The sequence below is a fragment of the Ruthenibacterium lactatiformans genome (assembly GCF_000949455.1).
Taxonomy (GTDB): Bacteria; Bacillota; Clostridia; order Oscillospirales; family Ruminococcaceae; genus Ruthenibacterium; species Ruthenibacterium lactatiformans.
Genome location: NZ_JXXK01000005.1, coordinates 1 through 21,067, shown reverse-complemented (window position 1 = coordinate 21,067; position 21,067 = coordinate 1). Strand labels below are relative to the sequence as shown.

The following is a 21,067-nucleotide window of genomic DNA, read 5'->3' as shown; positions in this document are numbered from 1 at the left end:
ATTTGTGAATTGTGTGTCCCCATAATCTCCTGTATGCTATGCCCGGAGAGGTTTTATGGAACCTATGCTAAATTGTATCATATCAGAAATCCGCTTTCCAGTGTCGGAAGGCCTTTCCGTATCACACATGTCTTAAGGGGGAATACGCCATGTCTTTGCTTCATTCCGAATACAGGGATCGGCTGGCTCATTGGCAGCGTGTCTTGGCCAGCGATTTTTACCGTCCGCTTGAAAGCATCCAATTTGACGGTTTTACCACCATGCGGCATCTTACGCCCGGCCAGGCCGCGCAGGGACCGTTTTGCCCGATGGAGGAAGGAACGGCCTGGGGGCACACTTGGGAGTATATGTGGTGCCGCGCCGATATCACCTTGCCGGAAGCGGCAGCCAACAAAACGGTTGCCATGGAGCTGGACCTTGGAGGCGAGGCCACGCTCTTTGTGAACGGAAAAGCGTTTGGCACCCGCCGGGCCGAATGGGTCAGTGTACCGCACCATTATATCTGTGACAATATTTTGACCCATTGTGCCCAACCGGGGGAGCGTTTTTCACTTCTGTTTGAGGTGTACGCGGGGCATTATTTTCCGGATGTGGGAGGCTGCAGCACAGGACCGGTGCTTCCCGGAACTTTGCAGGACCCTGCGGCGGAAGGCTGCCGCAGCCGGATGGGACGCAATACCTTTGGCATCTGGAACGAAAATGCTTACCAGCTCTGGATGGATGTTTCCACTCTGTCCATGCTGATGGATGAGCTGCCGGAAGATTCGCTGCGGGCTTCACAGATCGCCGACGGCCTGGAGCGGTATACGCGCATCGTCGATTTTGAACAACCGGCTGAAACGCGGGACGAGTGTTACCGCCAAGCCCGTGCCTCGCTGCGGCCTCTGCTGGAATGCCACAATGGTTCCACGGCACCATTGATGGCGGCAGTGGGCAATTCTCATCTGGATCTGGCTTGGCTGTGGCCTATGCAAGAGACTCACCGAAAGACGGCGCGTACATTTGCCGCCCAGCTGCGTCTTTTGGAACAATATCCGGAATACCGCTATATCCAAAGCCAGCCGGCCGCCTACGAGATGTGCCGGGAGCATTACCCCGAGCTGTATGAACGCATCCGCAGCGCCGTCCGGTCCGGCCGCTGGATCGCGGAGGGCGCCATGTATGTGGAACCGGATACCAACATCCCTTCCGGCGAGGCGCTGGTGCGGCAGCTGGTGTTTGGCAAGCGCTTCTACCGCGATGAGCTGGGTATTGACAGCCAGGTCCTGTGGCTGCCGGACACGTTCGGCTACTCCGCGGTTCTGCCGCAGCTTTTGGCAGGCTGCGGCGTTCGGTATCTGGTTACCCAGAAAATTTTCTGGAGCTATAACGAAGGCGACCCGTTTCCCTATCATTACTTCAATTGGAAGGGCATGGACGGCAGCCAGGTCGTGTCCTTTCTGCCTACCAATTACACCTACCGGACCGATCCGAAGGAATTATGCGGCGTTTGGAAAAAGCGGGTGCAAAAGCGGCATCTGGAAGATTTCCTGATCCCCTTCGGTTACGGAGACGGCGGCGGCGGCCCGTGCCGGGACCACATTGAGTATGCCCTGCGGGAACGCGACCTTGAAGGGATGCCCAAGGTAGAGATGTGTTCCCCGCTGGAATTCTTTGAGGCCCTGCAGGCCAAGGGCGGGCCTCAAAACACCTGGGATGGAGAGCTGTACTTCAACGCTCACCGCGGTACATACACCACACAGGCTTCTGTGAAGAAAAACAATCGCCTCAGTGAGCGCGCGCTTCACCACATGGAATTGTGGGGTGCATTGGCGGCGCGGCACGGCCACCCATATGATGCCGAACAGGCGCGGAGGCTATGGAAAACGCTGCTGCTCAACCAGTTTCACGACATTCTGCCGGGGTCTTCCATTGCCAGGGTATATAATGAAGCGAACCAGGCGCTTGAAGCGTTACAGCGGGACGCGCAGACGCTGTGCACCGACGCCCGCCGGGCCTTGCTCCGCCCTGTGAAACAGGACGATGCCGTAACGGTCTTCAACGGCTTGAGCTTTGCGCGCGAGGAACTCGTTGCTCTGCCCCGGGCTTTCGCGCACGGTGCGCAGACTGCCGAGGGTGAGCCGGTTGCAGTGTGCGGCACGCAGGCGTTGGTAACGCTGCCCGCTCTGGGGGCGGTGACGTTGCTGCCCGCAGGGGGCGGCCAAAGCCAGCCCAGGGCGTTTGCAAAGCAGTTGGAGACTGGCGTCCTTCTGCAGAACGAACGCGTGGCGATGCAGGTGGACCGGCAGGGACATGTGATCTCCTATACGCTGGATGGGCGTGAGATGGCGGCGGGCCGTCCGATGAACGTCCTGCGGATGTACAAGGACGTACCCCGCATCTTCGACGCATGGGACATTGACAGCAACTACCGCGAACAAGAGGCCTGCACCGCACGGGCCGACACGCTTGAACTGCTGAAAGAGGAAGGCTTTTCCGTCTCAGTTCGCTGGACCGGGAGCATTGGCCGCTCGGCGGTTACGCAGGTCATCACCCTGCGTACAGGAAGTCCGGTGGCGGAGTTCGACACCACGATTCAATGGCGGGAGCTTCACCGTCTGCTGAAGGTGGAATTCCCGGTAGACGTGCGGGCTGAAAATGCGATCCATGAGATTCAGTTCGGCTATGTGGAACGTCCGACGCATCGCAGCCGCGGCTATGACCAGCAGCGGTTTGAGGTATGCAACCACCGTTACACGGCCCTGTGCGATAACAGCCATGGATGTGCGGTTTTGAACGACTGCAAATACGGTGTCGGAGTAGAGCAGAACAGCATTGAGCTGACGCTGCTGCGGGCTGCGGCCTCTCCGGAGATGGCCAGTGACCAGGGAGAGCATCGCTTCCGCTACGGGTTTACGGCTTGGAGCGAGAGCTTTGCACAGGCGCCTGTTGTACAGCAGGCGGCGGCCTTCAACGACCCCGTCTGGCTTGAAGCGGGAAGCCTGCAGGCCTTTTCTGCCTTTTCCACCGACGCGGCGAACGTTGTCATCGACACGGTGAAGCGGGCGGATGATGAAAGCGGAGATTTGATCCTGCGCCTGTACGAAAGCAAGAAGGCTGATACGTATTTCCACATCCGCTCCGATCTGCCGGTGGAGACGCTGATACCCTGCGACCTGCTGGAAACGCCTGTCGGCAGGGCCGCAGCCTTGAAGGCCGAGCTGCACGTCCGGCCCTTTGAAGTGAGCACCTACCGCATAAAGCTGCGGGAATAACCAATTGGAAAGAAGGAGAAGATTGCTATGTCAAAAACAAGGCCGCGCGTTGTGCTTGTAGGGGCGGGCGGATACGGCAGGCTGTATGTAGAAGCTCTGACGTCTCAGGATATGGGGGCGGAGCTTACGGCCATTTGTGATATTGATCCCAATCTTGCAGAGCGCGTGCCGCAGATACGGCAGCGGCAGATCCCTGTTTATCCTACTCTGGACGCATTTTTTGCCAAAGACAGCGCCGATTTGGCGGTGCTCGTATCGCCGGTGCATTTCCATACCGATATGGTACTTTCCTGCCTGGAGCATGGCGTGAACGTTTTGTGCGAGAAGCCGCTCTGCCTGACCGTAAAGGAAGCCGCCGCCATGCAGGAAGCCAGTAAAAAGACGGGAAAATTCCTTTGCATCGGCTATCAGCTCAATTACCGCAGGGACGTACAGGCGCTCAAGCGTGATATTTTGCTTGGGCGTTTCGGCAAGGCAAAGCACATCGCCGTCTACCATGGCTTCCGCCGCGGCGCCGCTTACTATGCACGCAACAATTGGGCCGGGCGGATCACCTGCCAGGGGCGGGAAGTATTCGACAGTCCCTTTACAAACGCGTGTGCCCATCATTTTCAGATGCTGACCTTTCTGCTGGGACCGACAATGCGTACAGCCTGTGACATCGAGAGCGTGCAGGCGGAGCTGTACCGCGCGAATCCCACGATTGAAAACTATGACATTGCCGCGCTGCGGTTTCAAACGGCACAGGGGCTGCCGCTCCTGTACTATACGGCGCACCCGATCCGCACAGAGTTTTGGGGGCCGGTGGGCGTGTTGGAATTTGAAAACGCCACCATCACTTACACCCGGGAAAAGCCGGTATTTCGCGGAGTGATGGCGGATGGAAGCGCCTTTGATTACAGCGATGTGGACCCAGGCGCCGATATGCAGAAGCTGATGGATGCGATTCAGGCGGTTGACAGCGGTGACCCGCCACTTTGCGGTGTGGAAGCGGATTTGCCGCATATCCACGCGGTACGTCTGGTGCAGCAAAACCCTATCACTCCGGTGCGTTCCGAGCTGGTGCAGCCGGTGCATACGGATACGGATGATTTCTATTGTGTTAAAAATCTGGAGCAGATGCTGGTTCACTGTGCGGAAAACCGGGCATTGCCCTCCGAGCTGGGGATTCAGCTGGGTTGACAGCGCGCCATTTCAACAATTTACAAAGGCAGGCCCCGTTTGGCCTGCCTTTGTAAATTGAGACACAGATGCCACATGAAATTTCATTCCAGGTTTCTTGATTGGGTGAGTCGGAGAGCGGCCGGGCAGGGGCGGGACAGGATGAACTTGTCCAGCCCCTGCCCGGCCGCTGCCTATGTGACCTGCCCCTGGCTTTGGCAAGTATGAGCCGGGCGCGTACCCGTTTGTCGGGCTGGCCCGCATGTTCCACGGCATCGGCGCCATGAAGAAAGCTATGCGGTTGGCCACGGCCCCTTCTTCTGGTTATTTGCGAATGTATGTGTGAGCGCCAGGAATAAAATATAGAAAAACGCCGAGGGAAAATGTAGGCTTGTAGCGGAGGCGAGGGGAAAGGACAGCTTTCCGATCAGGGGATGAAAGCTCCCCGATGAAGAACTGAATATGGAGAATCACCTGTTTGACACTGCCGCTGCGGTATAGCGGAAGAACGGTGCGGGTAACTCTGCTGCCTGCGTCTTCCCAAAACAGTATATCCCCATATTTATAATGCGTCTTTATCGTGCAGCACCTATTGACAGGTGCGGGTTTTGTGTTATACTACATTTAGAAATTCATCTAAATGAGACGCGGCAAAATGCCGCGCCTTTTGTCCGCACAGCCGGACGGAACGGAGGGTATCATGCTGACCATCACCAACTTTTCAAAAACGTATGCAGGCGGCAAAAAGGCTGTTGACAATTTGTCGCTGACCGTCAATGCAGGCGAGATCATGGGCTTTATCGGCCACAACGGCGCAGGCAAGACCACAACACTGCGCGCCGTGGCGGGCATTTTGGATTTTACCGAGGGAGAGATCGTCATCGACGGGCATTCCGTAAAGGACGAACCCGTGGCGGCAAAGCAGGTGACGGCGTTTTTGCCGGACAATCCGGATCTGTACGAATTTTTGACGGGCATCAAATATCTGGCTTTCATTGCGGACATCTACGGTATCTCGAAGGACGTGCGCGAAGAGCGTATCCGCAAGTATGCGGATGCCTTTGAGCTGACGGGCGCGCTGGGCAGCCCCATCGGCGGATACAGCCACGGCATGAAGCAGAAGCTGGCTGTCATTTCGGCGCTTATCCGCGCGCCGCGGCTGCTGATTTTGGATGAACCCTTTGTCGGGCTGGACCCGCAGGCCGCGTTCGTGCTCAAGGGCTTTCTGCGCGAGATCTGCGCGGCAGGCGGCGCGGTGTTTTTCTCCACGCACGTACTGGAGGTAGCGGAAAAGCTGTGCGACCGCATTGCCATTATAAAAGGCGGCCGACTGGTGAAAATGGGCACCACGGCGTCCGTTGTTGGAGATGAGAGTCTGGAACAGGTGTTCCTGGAGCTGGCGCAGGAGGGCGGTGCACATGCGTAAACTGTGGGTGCTTTTGAAGCTGAATTTCCGCGCGATGCTGCGGGCGTTTTCGTTTCGCAGCGGAGCGGGCAGCAGCAAAAAGAAGGCCGCGGGCGGCCTGGGCGCGCTGCTGCTGATGGCCTTTTTGGCGCTGTACCTTTCCGGCGTGTACAGCTTTTTGCTGGCCTCCATGCTGGCGGAGGTGGGCATCGTGGAGATGGTGCTGCCTTTGATGGCGCTGATGGCCTGCGTGATGTCGCTGATGTTTACATTATTCGCAGCCAGCGGTCTTGTGTTCGGCGGCAAGGACAGCGATATCGTGCTGGCGCTGCCGGTGCCGGCCTTTACCGTGATGCTGAGCAAGATCCTGGCGCTGTACCTGGAAAATCTTGTGTTCTGCGGGCTGTGGATGCTGCCCACAGGCGCGGCTTATCTGGTGTATGCGGGGCTGGGAGCGGGGCAGGCTGCGGGCTTCTGTGTGCGGCTGCTTGCCGCCGCATTGTTTTTGCCTTTGCTGCCTTCCGTTTTGGCATTGCTGGGGGGCTGGGTGATCGCCTATTTTTCCGGCCGTATGAAGCACAAATCCCTGGTGGGCACGGTGCTCAGCATCGTGCTGACGGGGGCGGTGCTGGTGGGGAGCCTGCAGATCAATGCGTTGGCGGCGGCACTGCTGCAAAACATCGAGGGCGTGCGGCGCACGCTGCATACCTGGCTGCTGCCGCTGGGCCTGCTGCTGGACGGCCTTGTGGGCAGCTGGGGCGCGCTGCTGGGCTTTCTGCTCATCAGCCTGGCGCCCTTCCTGGTGCTTGTCTGGGGTATGAGCACGCAGTACAAGCGAATCCTGTCCAGCCTTGCCAGCCACGTGACGCGCAGCGATTACAGGCTGCGTGAGGTAAAAGCCGGCGGCCGGTTCGCGGCGCTGTTCAAAAAGGAGTGCGGCCGCTATTTCGGCACCACCATCTATTTGCTGAACACCGGGATCGGCGCGGTGATGCTGCTGGGCTTTTCGGTATACGTGCTGTTCGTGCGGGGACAGGCGGCGCTGCTTGTTGCGCAGATGGGCGGCGCGCAGGCGGTGGCTCCCATGCTGGCGGCCGTTGTCTGCCTGATGCAGGCGACGGTGAATACCGCGTGCGTCTCCATCAGCCTGGAGGGCCGTACGCTGTGGATTTTGAAGGAAGCGCCCGTCCCGCCCCGTGAGCTGTTTGGCGCAAAGGCGCTGGTGAACGTGCTGGTGTCCGACGTGCCCGCGGCGCTGAGCGTGCTGCTGCTGTGGTTCGGGCTGGGCCTGTCCGCGCCGGACGCATTGGCGCTGCTGGCGCTGTGTGTGTGCATGGGGCTGTTCATTCCCGTGGCGGGGCTGGCCGTCAACCTGTGGCTGCCGCGTCTGGATTGTGAAAACGACACCATTGTGGTGAAGCAGTCTGCCTCATCGATGATCGGCATTTTCGGCGGCATGCTGGTCGTGGGGCTTGGCGCACTGCTGTGGGCTGTTGGCGGCAAGCTGCTGGGCTTCGTGTGGTTCAGCCTGGCCGCGGCCGCGGTGCTGCTGGCGGGCGCGGCGTTGGGCTGGCACTGGCTGTGCGGTTCCGGCGCGCGTATCCTGCAGAAACTGTAAGGAGGCGGGAACAGTGGCGGAGAACATGAAAAAACGGGAGGCGCGGATACAGAAGGCCGGCGGAGTGATCGGCGGCGTGATCGGCATTGCGTCCATCGTGTTCGCCATGGCCGTCGTCGTGTTTTCCGGTGTGAGTGTAAAGCTCACCGGAACGGCGCTGGAGCTTTCCGGAGGGATCGGGGACAGGGCGTCTATCCCATACACGGAGATCACCGGCGTGGAATGGCGCGATGTTTTTGACAAGGGAAGCCGTACCTGGGGGACCGGGACCGGAAAAATATCCAGCGGTACCTTTACCAATGATGAATTCGGCGCATACCGGCTGTACCTCCACAACCGTGTGCGCTGCGCCGTTGTCGTGCGGCACGGAGCGGATGAGACCACTGTATTCAACGGCGAAACAGAGGAAAAGACAAAGGAAGTTTATGAAGAGCTGGCATCGCGCGCAAAGACATAATCCGGTGCGGCGCTCACCAAAAGGCCCGGCGCAACAGCGCCGGGCCTTTTGGCGTTCTTCCACCCTGTCAGAGCTTTTTTATCTGCCGAAGCGTAAAAACAGCGTCGCCCGCAAGCCAGCCGGTGAAAGGCAGCATTCCCATGGTACACCCCTGCGGCCAGCCGTAAATGCCGTGCAGATCCAGCACGCGGGAAACATAGACCAGCGCAGCGGACAGCGTCAGGGCGGCCGCCAGGCGGAATACCGCGTGCCATTTCATGTCGCGCCTGACGGCCTGCTTTTCCTGTGCGGAAAGCGCCGCCGCCGCCGCCACGGCCTGCTCGGCGGAAAGCCCGTCCTTGCAGAAAAGCTGCAAAAGCGGAAGCCCAAGCAACTCGGAGATGGGCTGGAACAATACAATATCCGGATAATTCAGTCCGCGCTCCCATTTGCTGACGGCCTTATCCGTTACCCCCAAGGCGTCCGCAAGCTGCTTTTGCGTCAGCCCTTTGGCGCGGCGCGCGGCCGCGATCTGCTCTCCCGTATATCTGGCGTCCATTCGATTCCTCCCTGCGCGGCGGCTTTGCCGTGCTGTTTTTATTTTGTCCTGATTGTATCCCCAAAGCCCGCTTTTGACAACCGACCGCTGGTCGAGCGCCGAAAAACGGCGGAAAACAAGAGGCCCGCTGTAAAAACAGCGGGCCTTCCGGTAAAAACGAAGGAAAATGCTCAGCGGGCCTGTCCGGTGCGTTCGAGCAGAGCCTTGATCTTTTCGTGGGGATCGATGATGGCGCTGACGGAAAGGTCGTGGTTCAGCGCGGCGATGAAATAGGCGATATACTTGGATACGTCCACCTCGTGGAACCAGGGGCGGCTCAGCAGCTCCGGAGTGCGGTAGGTAAGGTTGGAGCCGAACACGCCCGCGATCATGCCGTCGGCATAGGCTTTGTCGAAGGAATCCAGGCCGTTTGTGAAAATGGCGTAGGTGGCGTTGGCAAAAATGCGCTTTGCGCCCTGCTTTTTCAGCGCGTAGGCAATGTCCAGCATGCTTTCGCCGGAGGAGATGATATCGTCCGCCACAAACACGTCCTTGCCCTCTACGCTTTCACCCAGGTATTCGTGGGCAACGATGGGGTTGCGGCCGTTTACCACCTGGGAATAATCGCGGCGCTTGTAGAACATGCCCAGATTCACCCCCAGCACGGAGGCGTAATACATGTTACGGTTCATCGCGCCCTCGTCGGGGCTGATGACCATGAAATGGTCGCGGTCCAGCTGGAGGTCGGGAACGGCGCGGAGCATGGCTTTCAGCACCTGATAGGTAGGCATCACGTTGTCAAAGCCCATCAGGGGCACGGCGTTCTGCATGCGGGGGTCGTGGGCGTCAAAGGTGACGATGTTGGAGATGCCCATGGCCTGCAGCTCCTGCAGCGCGACGGCGCAGTCCAGGCTTTCCCGGTAGGCGCGGCGGTGCTGGCGGCTGCCGTACAGCAGCGGCATAATGACGCTCATGCGCTTGGCTTTGCCGCTGGTGGCCTGGATCAGACGTTTCAGGTTCTGGAAATGGTCGTCCGGGGACATAAAGTTCTCATGGCCGAAAATCTTGTATTTCTGGTTGTAATTGCCCACGTCTACGACGAAATAGATATCGTCGCCGCGCACGGTGGAGCGGATGAGGCCCTTGCCGTCGCCGGAGGAAAAGCGGGGGCATTCGCTCTCGATGATAAACGTGTCCTGGTCCATCCCGGCCTCCTGCGCCCAGCGGAGCAGGTGACGGTCGATCTTGGCGGTGAGCTCCTCGGCGCCGGGCACGGCAATCAGGCCGAGGTCGGCGAGACGTTCATCGGCGTTGAAAAATTCCTTCGCACTGGTTCTGGCTTGCACCATGGGGAAAGCACACTCCTAATTTTATGATGCCGCAAAGCGGGTTTGGCCCGGCTCCGCGGGGCCGGGCATACTACACCGATATTGTATCACAAAAGCCTGCCAAAATCGGACATGTTTTGCTATTTTTTATATTTTTGTCGTTTTGTTCGTAAAGCGTGCGTAAAGCATGGCTTTTTTAGACAAAAGTAGTAGAAAAGGCTGTGCGGCGGCTCGGGGGACGGGCGGTGCGTCTGCCGGCCGCATGAAATGGATGGGCCGCGGCCATTCAAAGCAACAGCCGCGGCCCGCCGCCGCGAAGTGGGAACGCGGCAGCATTCTTATTATAACGCAGTCTGCCCGGGCAAACCATGGAGAATCCTGTCGAAAAATGGAAATATGAGCAAAAAAGCTGCGGGGCTTAAAATTCCAATGCCTTTTCTACGTTCAGCGTGATGGCGGAGGGATGCGTCGGGCCGTGATGGATGGTGTTGTGGGCGACCACGGTCTCCGCACTGTTGAAGCCCGCCCGCGTGTTGCTGTTGGGAAACAGGAAATTTTTGGCACTGGAGGTAACGGTGACCCGCAGGCGGCTGCCCTTCTCGAAGCGCTTGGAGAATTTTGTGGTGCGGATATGGATGGGATATACGGCGCCCGGCTGCAGATACCGGGGAGCCTCAAAGCCTTCCCGGTATTTGGCGCACAGCACGCCGTCCGCCAGCTTGATGGACTTTCCGTCCGGCGTGGCCTCGGTGACGCGGACGATGAAATCCGTGTCTTCGGCGTCAGAGGAAATGAACAGCTCCACGCTGCAGTCCCCGGTGATGACGGCATCCGTGGCCAGAGGGGGCGTGGTATAGCACAATACGTCCGGGCGCAGCTCCTCGGCCGCGTAATCCTCCGGCACCTCGATTTCATTTTCCGACATGTCAATGATGTTGACGGCCGGGTCGTCCGGGTCATAGCGGTAGGTGTCGGAGGCGTCCGCCCCAGGCACGGACAGCGCCAGCAGGCCGTGGTTTTCCACGGCCGCGCCGGCCTCCCCGTCCAGGTACAGCGTCTGGGGGCGGGCCGCCGCGACAGGCCAGTTTTCAGCGGTTTTCCACTTGTCTTCGCCGATGGTGAAGTATTCCACGGGCGCTCCTTTCTCCACACCGTTTTCCACATCCCGCAGGAAATGGTCCACCCACTGGAAGTACAGCAGGTCCACGTCGTAGCGGATGGCCTGCAGGCCCATGGGAACGCCGTGGATGTCGTAGCGGCTGTTAAAGCTGTGGATCCACGGGCCAAGGACGGCCTTACGCTGAACGGCGGGCCAGTCGTGGACCAGCTCCAGCGCCTGGGTGGTGCCCATGCCGTCGTCGTCGAACCAGCCGGAGAAGATCAGCGCGGGGATGCGCGCGCCCTTGCTGCGGGCCTGCCAGTCGGACATTTGCCACAATTCGTCGTTGTCCGGGTGCTCGAACCAGGTGTTGAGAAAGTGGATGTCCTCGCCGATGGCCTCCCGGGCCATGCTTTCCAGCGGGCGGATCTGCAGCACGTCGTCCCAGTCGTCCCGCACCATGCGGGCGGCGTCCATCTGATGGTTGGACACCGCAAAGGCCCAAGCCATCATGCCGGATTCAAAGCAGCCGCCCCGGCGGGGAATGTCGGCAAAAGCGCTGCCCGCCGTGACCATGCTGACGAGCGCCTGCAAATGCGGGTTGCCGCTGGCCGCTGCACACCATTGCACATAGCCCAGGTAAGACCCGCCGATCATGCCCACGCGGCCGTTGCTCCATTCCTGCCCGGCGAGCCAGTTCAGCGTGTCGTCTCCGTCCTCCACCTCATGGTAGCAGGGCAGAAAATCGCCCTCGCTTGCGCTGCGGCCGCGCACGTCCTGAACGGCGAGCGCATAGCCGCGGCGCACGAAGTTGAAATAATTCCACGGAGCAGCTGTTTTGTCGTATGGCGTGCGCACCAGCATCACAGGCACGGGGCCCTGGGCATTGCCGGGCACATAGACATCCGTGGCAAGCCTTACCCCATCCCGCGCGGGCACCATAAAGGTGCCCAGCGCGCGCACCGGGCATGCCGGCTCCGCAGGCGCATAGGCAAGCCACGCGCCCGCGGGCGTGCGTGCCTCCCAGCCGTCCTGCACCAGCACCGTGGTTCCGTTGCCGTTTGAACAAAGCTGCGCGCGAACAGCGCCGTCCGCGAACAAAATATCCTTGGGAAAACGCGCCTCGCGCTGGGCGTAAAATCCATCCGGACGGCGGTCGTAGCGCGAGCCGCCGCAGCTGACGGGCGAGCCGCCTCCCGCGAACGCTTCGTTCCATGCGGACAGCCCTTCAAAAAATGCCGCGGGCGAAAACTGGTACCGCCTGGCAAACCATTCGGCGTTCTCCTCGTTCATTGCACCGCGCGCGCCCAAAACGCCCGCCCCGTCGTCCAGGCACGCCCACTCCAACGTGCCGGCGGCGGGCCAAAAGCGGGCGATGCGGATGCCCGCGGAATAAAACGACCATGTCTCCATATGCTCATCCCTCCGTAAAATGGGAAAAGGCCGGGCGTCCGCCCGGGCACAAGGGTGCCGGAGCGCCCGCACACGGCCTTTTCCGGTAAATCAAAAGTCGATGTCCAGCCCGAAACCCGGTGCGTCGCACAGCACAAAATCGCTGCCCTTGTGGGTGAAGCCGCCGGGGAAGTGGGTCTCGCCGCCCACATATTCCATAAAGCTGTCCAGGTCTGCGTCCATTACATTTTTCTTTGCCGCCACAAAGCTCAGGCCGGCAGTGATGGAAAGTTTTGTCTCCATCATACAGCCTACCATGCAGGTGAGGCCGTTGGCCTGGGCGAGGGCATTGATCTGCTCGGCCGGATACAGGCCGCCGCATTTCATCAGCTTGATGTTCAGGATATCCGCCGCGTCCATGCGGCAGGCGCGGGCTGCGTCCACCGGGCCGTGGATCGATTCGTCCAGCATCAGATGGATGGCGGGCGCTTTCCGGCGCAGGTAGGCCGCGCCCTCCATGTTCCATGCGGGCAGGCACTGCTCCACCGATTCCACGCCCAGTGCGGCAAAGGCGTTCAACGCCTTGAGCGCCGTGGGTACGTCGTAGCCCTGGTTCGCGTCCACGCGCAGGCGGACGTCCGGGCCGACAGCCTCGCGGATGAGCGTCAGCGCGCGGATGTCGTCGTTCACGTCCGCGCCCACCTTCACCTTCAGCACGCGGTAGCCCTTGTCGCGCACATAGCTCAGCGCCTTGTCCGCCATGGCCTGCGGCTCCATGATGCTGACGGTGATATCGTTGAGCACGGTGTTGGAATAGCCGCCCAGCAGCTTGTACACGGGCATGCCCGCGGCTTTGCCGCGGATGTCGTACATGGCAAGGTCCACCGCGCATTTGGCCGAGGAGTTGCCGCCCATCAGGCCGTCCATCATGGCATGCACGGCTTCGATGTCCAGCGGGTCCATACCGATCAGCCCGGTGCGGAACAGCTCCAGCGCCGCAATGACGGAATCCGTGGTTTCGGCTGTGACGAACGCCAGCGGCGCGGCCTCGCCGTAGCCGGTAACGCCTTCGTCTGTGGTGACCTTGATCATTACGTTTTCGGAATGCGTGATGGTGCCGAAGGCCACGCGGAACGGGCTGGTCAGCTCCAGCAGCAGCTTTTCGATCTTTACGCCGGTGATTTTCATAATAGATGTTCCTTTCCCATATTCATTGTCCGGGCCGCGGCGCGCCGCGGGGCGGTCTTATTGTTCAGCTTCCGTCTGCGGCGCCCCAGCGCACGCATAGGGGAAATGGCAGGCCGCAAAATGTCCGCCGCCCAGGTCCGTGAGTTCGGGCTGAGCGCGGCGGCACACGTTTTTTGCATAGGGACAGCGCGGATGGAACCGGCATCCGCCGGGGATATCCATGGGGCTGGGCGGCTCGCCGATCATCGTGCTCTCTTTGGGCGGACAGTCGGGATCCGGCTCGGGCACGGCGTCGATGAGGTTGCGCGTGTAGGGGTGGGCGGGCGCGCCGAACAGGTGTTCCGTGGGGCCCATTTCCATGATCTTGCCCAGGTACATCACCACAGCGCGGTCCGTCATGCAGCGCACCACGGAAAGATCATGGGAGATGAACAGCATCGTCAGATGCAGGCTTTTCTGCAGCTCCTCCAGCAGGTTGATGATCTGCGCCTGCACGGAGACGTCCAGGGCGGAGACCGCCTCGTCCGCGATGAGCAGCTTGGGCTGCAGGGCCAGCGTGCGGGCGATGCCGATGCGCTGGCGCTGGCCGCCGGAAAATTCACCGGGGCTGCGCTGTGCGGCGTCCGGCGCAAGGCCCACCATCTCCAGCAGAGCCGCCACACGGGCGTCCATTTCGTCCTTCGGGCACACATGATGCACCTGCAATACTTCTTTGAGCATGGCGCCCACGCTCATGCGCGGGTTCAGCGAGGAGTAAGGGTCCTGAAATACCATCTGGACGCTGCGGCGCGCGGCCTGCAGGCGTTTGCCCTTCAGCGCGGTAAAATCCACGCCGTCCAGCAGTACGGTGCCCGCGTCCGGGTCGTAGATGCGGATGATGGTTTTGGCCAGCGTGCTTTTGCCGCAGCCGCTTTCGCCCACAAGGCCCAGGCATTCGCCGGGGTAGATAGCAAGGTCCACATCGTCCACGGCCGTCACCGCCTGCTGGGGGCGGCGCATCAGGATGTCCAGCAGGCCTTGCTTTACGGGAAAGCGCAGGCTCAGCCCGCGCACCTGCAGCAGGGGCTCTTGTGCGTTATTGCGGTTTTCCACAGTCATCCTCCTCTCGGCAGGGGCCGTCCGCGAAATGGCAGCGGCAGGTGTGGCCGGGGCCGACCTCCCGCTCGGCGGGAGGCTGGCTGAAGCACACGTCCTGCGCCCGCGCGCACCGTGGGGCAAACGGGCAGCCCACGGGCATCTCGCCCAGATTCGGCGGCGTGCCCGGTATGGCGGAGAGCGGCTCGCCCTTGCGTTTATTCACGGGCAGCGAGGCCAACAGGCTGCGGGTATACGGGTTCTGCGGGTGTGCGAACAGTTCCCGCGTGGGGCCAAGCTCCATGATATGACCGCCGTACATCACCGCGATGCGGTCGCAGATCTGCGCGGCCACGCCCAGGTTGTGCGTCACAAGCACCATGGCCATGCCGTATTCGTCCTTCAGCTCCCGCAGCAGCTGCAGGATCTGAGCCTGGATGGTCACATCCAGCGCCGTGGTCGGTTCATCCGCCAGCAGCAGCTTGGGATTGGAGGCCAGCGCGATGGCGATGACCACGCGCTGGCGCATTCCGCCGGAGAACTGGTGCGGATATTCCCGCATGCGCTGCTCCGGGTTGGGAATGCCCACGCGCCGCAGCAGCTCCACGGCGCGGGCGTGCTTTTCCTCACCTGAAAGCCCGGGGTCCTTGAAGGATTCCGTTATCTGCTGGCCGATGCGCAGCACCGGGTTCAGCGCCACCATCGGCTCCTGGAAGATCATGCCGATCTCTTTGCCGCGCACGGCGGTGAGCGCCTTTTCGGAAAGGCCCGCAAGCTCCTGCCCGCGGTAGCGGATGCTGCCCCCCGCGATGCGCCCCGGGCGGTGGATGAGCCCGATGAGGGATTTGCAGGTGATGCTCTTACCGCTGCCGCTCTCGCCCACGAGGCCGAACACCTCGCCCTCCCGAATGGAAAAGCTCACACTGTCCACGGCCTTGAGCGCGTGTTTGCCGGAATAGAAATAGGTTTTCAGGTCCTTGACTTCGAGCAATACAGGTTTATCCATGTCAATGCCCCTTTACTTGGAAGAACTTTGCAAGGCCGTCGCCCAAAAGGCTGAGCCCCACGCCCGTGACGGCCAGGAAGACGCCGGGAAAAATGCTGATCCACGGCGCGTTGAACAAAAAGGAACGGCCGCCCGAAATAATGGCGCCCCACTCCGGGGTGGGCGGCTGTACGCCAACGCCCAGAAAGCTGAGCCCCGCGCCCATGAGCATGCACATCAATACGTCTGAAACCGCGTATACGATGGCGCCGGAGATGACGTTGGGAAGAATATGCCGGAACAGGATGCGCAGGTGGGAATAGCCCAGCGTACGCGCGGCCTGCACATATTCAGCGTTTTTTTCCACCATGACGGCGCTGCGCACCAGGCGCGCGTAGCTCGTCCATCCCACCAGCCACATGGCCAGGTACATATTGCCGATGCCGGGCCCCAGCACCGCCACGATGGCAATGATGAGCACGATGACGGGGAAGGACATCATTACATCCACAAGGCGCATGAAAAGCGTGTCCAGAATGCCGCCGAAATAGGCCGTGAACAGGCCGATGAGCGTACCAACGACGAACGGGATGCTGGCGGCCGCCAGGCCGATGACAAGGTCATACCGGGTGCCCCAGATGACGCGGGCGAAAATATCCCGCCCCAGCTCGTCGGTGCCCCAGATATGCTGTGCCGAAGGCGCGGCGAGCATGGCCGTGAGGTTCTGGTCCGTGGGGGATTGGCTTGCGATGAGCCCCGGGAACAGCGCCGTGAACACCACGCAAAGCAGGATCAAGCACCCTGCGGTGAGCGAAAGGTTGCGGCGAAGCACGTTCCATACGGTGCGCCGCCGCGTTGCTTTTACAGCTTCTGCCTGCATCTGTGCGCCTCCTTTACTGCAGCTTGACGCGGGGGTCAAGCACGGAATACAAAATATCGGTGAGCAGGTTCACCGCCATGATGATAACGGCAAACAGGATAACGCAGCCCTGTACGGCGGGGTAATCCCGCGCCAGGATGCTGGACATGATCAGCGAGCCGAGCCCCGGCAAAGAGAACACCGTTTCGATGATGACGCTGCCGCCCAGCATGCTGGCGATGCCGATGGAAAAAAGCGTGGTGGTGGAGATCATTACGTTGCGCAGGATATACCACACGCGCACGCGCATGGGGGCAAGGCCCTTGCTGCGGGCAAAATCCACATAGTCGATGGTAAAAATCTGCGCCACCTCGTTCTGCATATTGCGGATGAGCAGCGCCGAGATGCCCAGCGACTGTGTGAACGCCGGCAGGATGAGGGACCACACATGCTCGCCGAAGGTATCGCCCCAGCCGGAGATGGGAAACCAGTGCAGCTTCAGCCCGAAGAAATACATCAGAAGGATGCCGACCCAGAACGCAGGCACCGCCATGACGACCAGCGCCGAGGTATTTATGGCCTTTCCGGCGGCGTTGTGCTTGTTCACACCCGAAAAATAACCGATGGGCAGCGCCAGCAGCATCGTGAACAGGGCCGTCATGCCCGTGAGCGAGGCCGTCACCTGAAAGCGGCGCGCCAGGATCTGCGAAACAGGCTCGCCGCTGAGGATGGATTCCCCGAAATCCAGCCGCAGGCAGTTTTTCATAAACAGGAAAAACTGCTCATAGATGGGCTTGTCGATGCCCATCTTGGCATGGAGCATGGCGCGTGATTCTTCGGTGGCGCGCGCGCCGAGCATCACGTCGGCCGGGTCGCCCGGGATAAAGCGGATCAGCGCGAAGATCAGCACCATCACCAGCAGCAGCACCGGGATCATCTGCAGCACCCGCTTTAAAATGTAATTGATTTCTTTCACGGACATCTCCCCCGACAAAAAAGATATGCGAAAGCCCTCCGCCGTCGGAGAGCCTTCGCAATTGGATCGCTCTTTTCCGCTTTAATGCGACAAAGTTAACTTACAGTAAATTATAGCAAACACAAACCAATTGTCAAGCTAAAATGTAACGGCCAGTACAACAGCGGGCGCATCGCCCACGTTGTAAAAATCATGCAGCACGCCGGGCGTCACGCGGATGGTGTCTCCCGGGCCGAGCAGCTCCTCGCCGCCCGCGCGCAGCGCGCGGATGCGCCCCGCGATGACAAAGCATACCTCGGTGTAAAGGTGGCTCACCATTTTGCCGCTGGAGGAGCAGCCGGGCTGCAGCGTGCACAGCACCATCGTCACGTCGCCCGCGTGGCCCGGGGCAAGCTGCTGCGCGTTCAAAAGCTGGTAGCGGACGCCCGGAAGATCAATGGGCATTGTGCGCCGGCCGTCCGGCGGCAGCACGCAAAAGCCGCTCTCTCCGGCGTCGTCGCCGGTTTCGCCGCGGCTTCCGGCCGTGTAATCGGAATTGTTCATCAGGCTCACAAGCGAGACGTCCAGCGCCTGCGCAATGGCCCGCAGCGCGTCCAGAGACGGGTTTTTGATGCCGCGCTCCAGCTGGGAAAGGAAGCTGACGGTATACCCTGTTTTTTCACTGAGCTGGCGCAGAGTGAAGTTTTTCCGGCGCCGCAGCTCGCGGATGGATTCCAGCATAACATGCACCTCGTTTCACCGATATTGTACGGGATGCGGCGGCGTTTTGCAAGCCCCGATTTTGCATTCAAAAAACAAAAAAGAGTATCTTTATACATATTTTCTATTGACAGGGCGCAGCCGGAGATTTATAATTTGGTTTAACTTCCAGTTAAAAAACAAGCGCTTACGGCAGGAACAGGGTGGGGCCGGGCGCGGGGAAGAAAAAACTTGTGAAGGAGTTTTCAATATGAAAAAATTGATCGCCAGCCTTTTGGCGGCGGCCCTGCTGGCAGCGGGCCTTGCCGGCTGCGGCGGCGCGCCCGCCTCCTCCGGCGGCGCGGCGGCCTCGGGTGCGGCGTCCGCCTCCTCCGGCGCGGCGGACGCGGGCATTGCGCAGCAGATCGTCGTTGCACGCAATAAGGACGCCGCTCTTGTGGATCCGACGCAGACCTCCAACGCCACGGACCTGATGACTGTGGCCTGGAACTTTGAAGGCCTTGTGTTTCCGGCCAATGACGGCACCGCCATCGAGGGCGCTTTGGCCGAGAGCTGGGACGTTTCCGAGGACGGCCTGACGTACACCTTCCATCTGCGCGACGGGCTGAAATTCTACAATGGCGACGCTGTTACGGCAGAGGATATCCTGTATTCTCTCAACCGTGCCATCGACCCGGAAAAATCCATCTTCGCGGGCTTTCTGACGGCCATCGCGGGCATTGAATGCCCCGACGACACGACGGTCGTTGTGACGCTGAAGGCCCCGACGCCGGACTTCCTGTCCAATTTCACAATGCCCTGCTGCGCCATTGTCCAGAAGGACAGCGGCGAGAGCGGCGACTATAAGGACCTCGTCACCTGCGGCCCGTATTATATTGCCGACTGGGTGAAAGACCAGTACATGCTGTTCAAAAAGAATCCCAATTACTACGACCCGTCCAAGGCTGTTACCGAGGAGATCAAGGTGACCGTCGTGGCGGATGATTCCACCCGCCTGATGGAGTTCCAGAACGGCGACATCGACCTGATGATGAGCACGCCGCGCAACAATCTGCCCCAGCTCAGCGCGGACAGCAACTATAAGGTAGAAGCCTTTGACACCGTAACGGTGAATTACATCGGCTTCAATGTGGAGGCTGAGGCGGTCTCCAGCAAGGAAGTGCGCCAGGCGCTGGCGTATGCTACCAATGTGGATGATCTGATCGTAGGCGCGAACCAGGGGTACGCCCAGCGCGTCACCACCTTTACCGACAATCTGGACGTGCTGCGCAACACCGGGCTGGAGGGCTACACCCACGATGTGGAAAAGGCGAAATCCCTGCTGGCGGATGCGGGCTATGCCGACGGCCTGACGCTCACGCTGAGCATCACCTCCGGCAATACCACGGAGGCACAGATCGCCGCCATTCTAAAGGAGCAGTGGGCGCAGGCGGGCGTGACGCTGGAGGTCACCCAATACGACGCGGCCACGCTTACCGCCATGAAGAAAAACGGCGAGTATCAGGTGGGCCTGACCAATCTGGGTCGCACGGGCCCGGACAGCGCCTTGGCATTGTCTTTCATTGTGTACAACCCAATCACCAACGGTATGTATACCGGCTGGCAGAATGATGAGTGCGAGAGCCTTTATCTGGCCTCCTGCTCCGAGCTGGACGTTGAAAAACGTGCGGAGATGTGGGCGCGCATGCAGGAGATCGAGCTGGACGAAGCGCCTCTCATCCCCACCTATGTGAACCAGGACGTCTATGCCATGCACAGCAATGTGTCCGGCGTGCAGTATAACCTGTTCCTGGGCATCCTGCCTTATACCATGCAGAAAACGGTCTGAGCGCGAAAAATCGTGCACGGCGCAGGATAAAGGATAAAAAGCAGCCCCGCCCCCAGCGGCCGAACGGCCTTTGGGGACGGGGCTTTTGCCGTCCGGATGCAGGGACGGGGAGGACGCTGATGGGCGGCGCGTTTTTCAAAGCCCTGTGACGGGGACGGGCGCGCGCAGGACCATGGACTCCGGTGTGACGGCGCAGTCGTAGGCCAGTACGCGTACTCCTGCGTCCCGTGCGGCGCGCAAGGCGTCTGCGAAAGCAGGGTGCGTGCGCCGGTTGGGCGCGAAGGCGGCTGCGGGAGAAAATTGAACGACGAACAGCACGCAGCACGCAAAGCCCTGCGCCGCGGCGCGTGAAAGGCCCTCCAGATGCTTTATGCCGCGCAGCGTGGGCGCGTCGGGGAACAGCGCCGTGCCGTCCTCCTCCAGCGTGACGCCCTTCACCTCTGCAAGGCACCGGCGCCCGCCGTGTTCCAAATAAAAGTCAAAACGGGAATCGCCCCAGGTGTATTCGGGGCGCAGTACGCTGGGAATCCAGCCTAACCCGCCGGAGGCCAGAAATTCCCGTGCCGCCGCATTGGGCGCCTGGCTGTCGATGTTCAGCAGAAGCGCGCCCTTCTGCACGGCGATAAGGTCGAATTTTGTCTTGCGCTTTGCGTCCGCGCCGAACCGCTGCAGCCATACCGGAGCGCCGGGCAGCAGCAGCTCGGCACAGCGTCCGGTATTTTTCACATGGCAGGTTTGCACGCCGTCCGCGGTTTCCACCTGTGCAAGGAAGCGGTTGGGCCGGGAAACGAAGCGTCCCGGGACCACATTGGAGTACTGCATCGCAGATTGTCCTTTCCGGCCGTCCGTCAAAGATGACCGTATGTATATTTTTATGAAACATTCCGGATGGTATATTACACCCTGACGCCGCGCAGCGGCCCCAACAAAACCGCACGTGCTGCGGTTTTGTATGGTTCAATGTTCTCAAAGCCCTGTGCGCCAGCACAGGGGCGTGTGCCGTGCACACGTGCAGCCGCGCAAGCGGCGGCTTTGGGGTTATTATACCCTGACGCCGCGCAGCGGCCCCAACAAAACCGCATGTGCTGCGGTTTTGCATGGTTCAATGTTCACAAAGCCCTGTGCGCCGGCACAGGGGCGTGTGCCGTGCACACGCGCAGCCGCACAAGCGGCGGCTTTGGGGTTATTATACCCTGACGCCGCGCAGCGGCCCCAACAAAACCGCAT

16 protein-coding genes are annotated in these 21,067 nt (G+C 60.5%); 6 read left to right on the top strand and 10 right to left on the bottom strand.

The window, feature by feature from the left end; genetic code table 11:
• Window positions 1-149: 149 nt before the first annotated feature.
• The 5 genes from TQ39_RS05005 to TQ39_RS04985 all read left to right on the top strand — a co-directional run bounded on the left by TQ39_RS05005 (window position 150) and on the right by TQ39_RS04985 (window position 7,895).
• Window positions 150-3,254 carry an alpha-mannosidase gene (locus TQ39_RS05005; protein WP_050004780.1) on the top strand — a complete coding sequence of 1,035 codons (3,105 nt, stop codon included), beginning with the start codon at window positions 150-152 and terminating at the stop codon, window positions 3,252-3,254.
• A gap of 27 nt (window positions 3,255-3,281) precedes the next feature.
• Window positions 3,282-4,436: a Gfo/Idh/MocA family protein gene (locus TQ39_RS05000; RefSeq protein WP_050004779.1), complete on the top strand. Its 1,155-nt coding sequence runs from the start codon at window positions 3,282-3,284 to the stop codon at window positions 4,434-4,436.
• Window positions 4,437-5,115: 679 nt separating this feature from the next.
• On the top strand, window positions 5,116-5,841 hold the full coding sequence (locus TQ39_RS04995) for an ABC transporter ATP-binding protein (protein WP_009322293.1): 726 nt from the start codon (window positions 5,116-5,118) through the stop codon (window positions 5,839-5,841).
• Complete coding sequence (locus TQ39_RS04990) at window positions 5,834-7,438, top strand: hypothetical protein (protein WP_050004778.1); 1,605 nt, start codon at window positions 5,834-5,836, stop codon at window positions 7,436-7,438. Before TQ39_RS04995 ends, TQ39_RS04990 begins: the two co-directional genes overlap by 8 nt.
• Window positions 7,439-7,451: 13 nt before the next feature.
• Entirely contained in the window at window positions 7,452-7,895 is a 444-nt protein-coding gene (locus TQ39_RS04985) for a PH domain-containing protein (protein ID WP_009322295.1), read from the top strand.
• 67 nt (window positions 7,896-7,962) lie between these two features.
• Here the strand turns inward: TQ39_RS04985 and TQ39_RS20705 are convergent, their stop codons facing one another.
• The 9 genes from TQ39_RS20705 to TQ39_RS04940 all read right to left on the bottom strand — a co-directional run bounded on the left by TQ39_RS20705 (window position 7,963) and on the right by TQ39_RS04940 (window position 18,033).
• Window positions 7,963-8,433: a helix-turn-helix domain-containing protein gene (locus TQ39_RS20705; RefSeq protein WP_139056064.1), complete on the bottom strand. Its 471-nt coding sequence runs from the start codon at window positions 8,431-8,433 to the stop codon at window positions 7,963-7,965.
• Window positions 8,434-8,603: 170 nt separating this feature from the next.
• The gene (locus tag TQ39_RS04975) at window positions 8,604-9,761 is read right to left on the bottom strand and encodes a ribose-phosphate pyrophosphokinase (RefSeq protein ID WP_050004777.1); all 1,158 of its coding nucleotides are present in this window, start codon (window positions 9,759-9,761) and stop codon (window positions 8,604-8,606) included.
• A 397-nt stretch (window positions 9,762-10,158) separates the two neighbouring features.
• The gene (locus tag TQ39_RS04970) at window positions 10,159-12,252 is read right to left on the bottom strand and encodes a CocE/NonD family hydrolase (RefSeq protein WP_050004776.1); all 2,094 of its coding nucleotides are present in this window, start codon (window positions 12,250-12,252) and stop codon (window positions 10,159-10,161) included.
• A gap of 90 nt (window positions 12,253-12,342) precedes the next feature.
• Entirely contained in the window at window positions 12,343-13,419 is a 1,077-nt protein-coding gene (locus tag TQ39_RS04965; protein WP_050004775.1) for a mandelate racemase/muconate lactonizing enzyme family protein, read from the bottom strand.
• A 57-nt stretch (window positions 13,420-13,476) separates the two neighbouring features.
• Complete coding sequence (locus TQ39_RS04960) at window positions 13,477-14,517, bottom strand: ABC transporter ATP-binding protein (protein ID WP_050004774.1); 1,041 nt, start codon at window positions 14,515-14,517, stop codon at window positions 13,477-13,479.
• A complete protein-coding gene (locus TQ39_RS04955; protein ID WP_050004773.1) occupies window positions 14,495-15,499 on the bottom strand; it encodes an ABC transporter ATP-binding protein in 1,005 nt (334 codons plus the stop codon). Before TQ39_RS04955 ends, TQ39_RS04960 begins: the two co-directional genes overlap by 23 nt.
• A 1-nt stretch (window position 15,500) precedes the next feature.
• On the bottom strand, window positions 15,501-16,358 hold the full coding sequence (locus TQ39_RS04950; protein ID WP_050004772.1) for an ABC transporter permease: 858 nt from the start codon (window positions 16,356-16,358) through the stop codon (window positions 15,501-15,503).
• Between the two features lie 13 nt (window positions 16,359-16,371).
• Window positions 16,372-17,319: an ABC transporter permease gene (locus tag TQ39_RS04945; RefSeq protein ID WP_050004771.1), complete on the bottom strand. Its 948-nt coding sequence runs from the start codon at window positions 17,317-17,319 to the stop codon at window positions 16,372-16,374.
• A 132-nt stretch (window positions 17,320-17,451) separates the two neighbouring features.
• Window positions 17,452-18,033 carry a helix-turn-helix domain-containing protein gene (locus TQ39_RS04940; protein ID WP_050004770.1) on the bottom strand — a complete coding sequence of 194 codons (582 nt, stop codon included), beginning with the start codon at window positions 18,031-18,033 and terminating at the stop codon, window positions 17,452-17,454.
• A gap of 229 nt (window positions 18,034-18,262) precedes the next feature.
• Between TQ39_RS04940 and TQ39_RS04935 the strand changes: the two genes are divergently transcribed.
• Window positions 18,263-19,840 carry an ABC transporter substrate-binding protein gene (locus TQ39_RS04935; RefSeq protein ID WP_050004769.1) on the top strand — a complete coding sequence of 526 codons (1,578 nt, stop codon included), beginning with the start codon at window positions 18,263-18,265 and terminating at the stop codon, window positions 19,838-19,840.
• Between the two features lie 135 nt (window positions 19,841-19,975).
• Here TQ39_RS04935 and sfsA read toward each other — a convergent pair whose 3' ends face one another.
• Window positions 19,976-20,662, bottom strand: a complete 687-nt coding sequence (gene sfsA, locus TQ39_RS04930) for a DNA/RNA nuclease SfsA (protein ID WP_050004768.1) — start codon at window positions 20,660-20,662, stop codon at window positions 19,976-19,978.
• Window positions 20,663-21,067 lie beyond the last annotated feature (405 nt).